Source organism: Faecalibacillus sp. (genome assembly GCF_047023275.1).
Classification (GTDB): domain Bacteria; phylum Bacillota_I; class Bacilli_A; order Erysipelotrichales; family Coprobacillaceae; genus Faecalibacillus.
In genome coordinates this window covers 22,643-25,585 of the sequence record NZ_JBKYAR010000034.1, presented here as the reverse complement: position 1 = coordinate 25,585, position 2,943 = coordinate 22,643, and the positions used below count along the sequence as shown (strand labels likewise).

Below are 2,943 nucleotides of genomic sequence, written 5' to 3'. Positions count from 1 at the left end.
GAAAAGAGATAGCTTTCGCTATCTCTTAAGCCCCTCCACTATTGACACGGAGCCCACTTTTTTTCAAAAAGCTTGATTTTTCAAGGCTTTTGAGAAGTATCTCTACTTAAACATTTACAACATTTTACTTAACGACAATGTTTACAATTTTATTTTTAACCACAATTACTTTAACAATATTTTTACCATCAGTATGTGCTTTAACGTTTTCTTGGGCAAATGCTAATTCTTTAACTGCTTCATCATCTGCATCTTTAGCAACTTCAATTTTAGCTCTTAATTTACCATTCACTTGGATACCCATTTGAACAGTATCACTAACTAACATTTTTTCATCATAAGTTGGCCATGGTTCATAAGCAATTGAATCATTATGTCCTAATTGTTGCCACATTTCTTCACAGATATGAGGTGCAATACATGAAAGCATTTTAATAAAGTTTTCAGCATATTCTTTATAAACATGTTCAGCTTTATAACATTCATTAATGAAAATCATCATTTGTGAAATAGCTGTATTGAAACCTAATTTTTCAAAATCATCAGTAACTTTTTTAACTGTTTGATGATATACACGATCTAAACTATGATCATTTTCATCAGATAATTTACCAGTTTCAATCATTAAACGGTAAACACGATCTAACCATTTACGAGAACCATCTAATCCATTTGTTGACCATGGAAGTGAAGCTTCAAGTGGTCCCATGAACATTTCATATAAACGAAGTGAGTCAGCACCATGACTAGCCACGATATCATCAGGATTTACAACATTTCCTCTTGATTTAGACATTTTTTCATTGTTATCCCCTAAAATCATACCTTGGTGTACTAAACGTTGCCATGGTTCTTTACATTTAACAACTCCACAATCATAAAGAACTTTATGCCAGAAACGAGAATATAATAAGTGTAATACAGCATGTTCTGCCCCACCTACATATAAATCAACTGGTAACCATTTATCTAATAATTTTGGATCGCAAATTTGTTCACTGTTATGTGGATCAATATAACGAATATAATACCAACAAGATCCAGCCCATTGAGGCATTGTATTTGTTTCACGACGTCCTTTTTGTCCATCAATTTCAACTTCTAACCAATCTTCACAGTTAGCAAGTGGTGATTCACCACTATCATGAGGTTGGAAGTTTTTAGTTGCTGGTAATTCCAATGGAAGTTCTTCTACAGGAACTGTACGCATTGTACCATCTTCCATATGAACGATTGGAATTGGTTCACCCCAATAACGTTGTCTTGAGAATAACCAGTCTCTTAATTTATAAGACACTTTCTTTTGTCCACAATGATGTTCTTGTAACCAATCTACCATTTTATCAATAGCTTCTTGTTTTCCAAGACCATTTAACCATTCAGAGTTAATATGAACACCATCTTCTGTATAAGCTTCTTCTTCGATATTTCCACCTTCTAATACTGGAATGATTTCAATACCGAATTTTTTAGCAAATTCATAGTCACGGTCATCATGAGCTGGAACAGCCATGATTGCTCCTGTACCATAACTTGCAAGTACATAATCAGAGATCCAAATTGGAATTTTTTTACCATTTACAGGATTAATTGCATAAGCTCCTGTAAAGACTCCTGTTTTATCTTTATTAAGTTCTGTTCTTTCTAGATCAGATTTACTTGCACAACTTTCTTTGTAAGCTTCAACTGCTGCTTTTTGTGTGTCTGTTGTAATTTCTTCAACATATGGATGTTCAGGCGCCATAACACAGTATGTTGCTCCAAATAATGTATCACAACGTGTTGTAAAAACAGTAAACACTTTATTTGTTCCATCAATTTTAAAATCAACATTTGCACCAATAGATTTTCCAATCCAATTACGTTGCATTTGTTTTGTTGCTTCTGGCCAATCTAAGTCATCTAAATCAGCTAATAATCTTTCAGCATATTCAGTAATTTTTAAAACCCATTGACGCATTGGTTTACGGATAACAGGATATCCACCACGTTCACTTTTACCATCAATAACTTCTTCATTAGCAAGAACAGCTTTTAATTCTGGACACCAGTTAACTGGAATTTCATCAATATAAGCTAATCCTTGATCATATAATTTTGTAAAAATCCATTGTGTCCATTTATAATATTCTGGATCACTTGTTGCAATTTCACGATCCCAATCATAAGAAAATCCTAATGATTTAATTTGTTTTCTAAAAACATCAATATTTTTCTTTGTAAATTCTGCAGGATGATGTCCTGTTTGAATTGCAAATTGTTCAGCAGGTAATCCAAATGAATCAAATCCCATTGGATGTAATACATTATATCCTTGCATTCTTTTCATTCTTGATACGATATCTGTTGCAGTATATCCTTCAGGATGTCCTACATGTAAACCATTTCCTGATGGATATGGGAACATATCCATACAATAATATTTAGGTTTAGAATCATCATAACAATCAGTTTTAAATGTTTTGTTTTCATCCCAATATTTTTGCCATTTTGGCTCTATTTTTGTGTGATCGAACGGCATATTTTTTCCTCCTTAAATATAAAAAAGCGTCCCTATCTAAGGACGCTAATTTTAACGCGATACCACCTTAGTTCTAGAATACAATCCTAGCACCTCAAAACTTTAACGCAGTTCTACGATATTTTTTACTTTATTCAAAAATACATCTCCTAGGCGAGTTCACAAATACTATAATCAGTTTTCACCAACCACTGACTCTCTAAATATAGGGGATTTGCTAGTACTCCTATTCATTGATTTTGCTTTTCTATTATACCACATCGTAAGCTATATGCAATAAAAAACTTTTCAACTCTTTAACGCTTCTACTATTTCTATTTGTTGTGCTTTCCTTATAGGTATCAAACAGCAAATAAATGTTAAAACACGGGTTTTTGACAGTTATGTAACTTCCATACGAATATAGATATGCTCAAAGCGCT

At 32.9% G+C, this 2,943-nt stretch carries 1 protein-coding gene and 1 other annotated feature; the gene reads right to left on the bottom strand.

Annotation, left to right across the window (positions count from 1 at the left end):
- Window positions 1–124 precede the first annotated feature (124 nt).
- Window positions 125–2,521 carry a leucine--tRNA ligase gene (gene leuS, locus ACLVEP_RS10840; RefSeq protein WP_412584795.1) on the bottom strand — a complete coding sequence of 799 codons (2,397 nt, stop codon included), beginning with the start codon at window positions 2,519–2,521 and terminating at the stop codon, window positions 125–127.
- 35 nt (window positions 2,522–2,556) lie between these two features.
- Window positions 2,557–2,764: a binding site (T-box leader), on the bottom strand.
- Between the last annotated feature and the right edge of the window lie 179 nt (window positions 2,765–2,943).

Coding starts and splice junctions, on each gene's coding strand:
- leuS (WP_412584795.1), bottom strand. CDS start 2,521: ATGCCGTTCGATCACACAAAAATAGAGCCAAAATGGCAAAAATATTGG.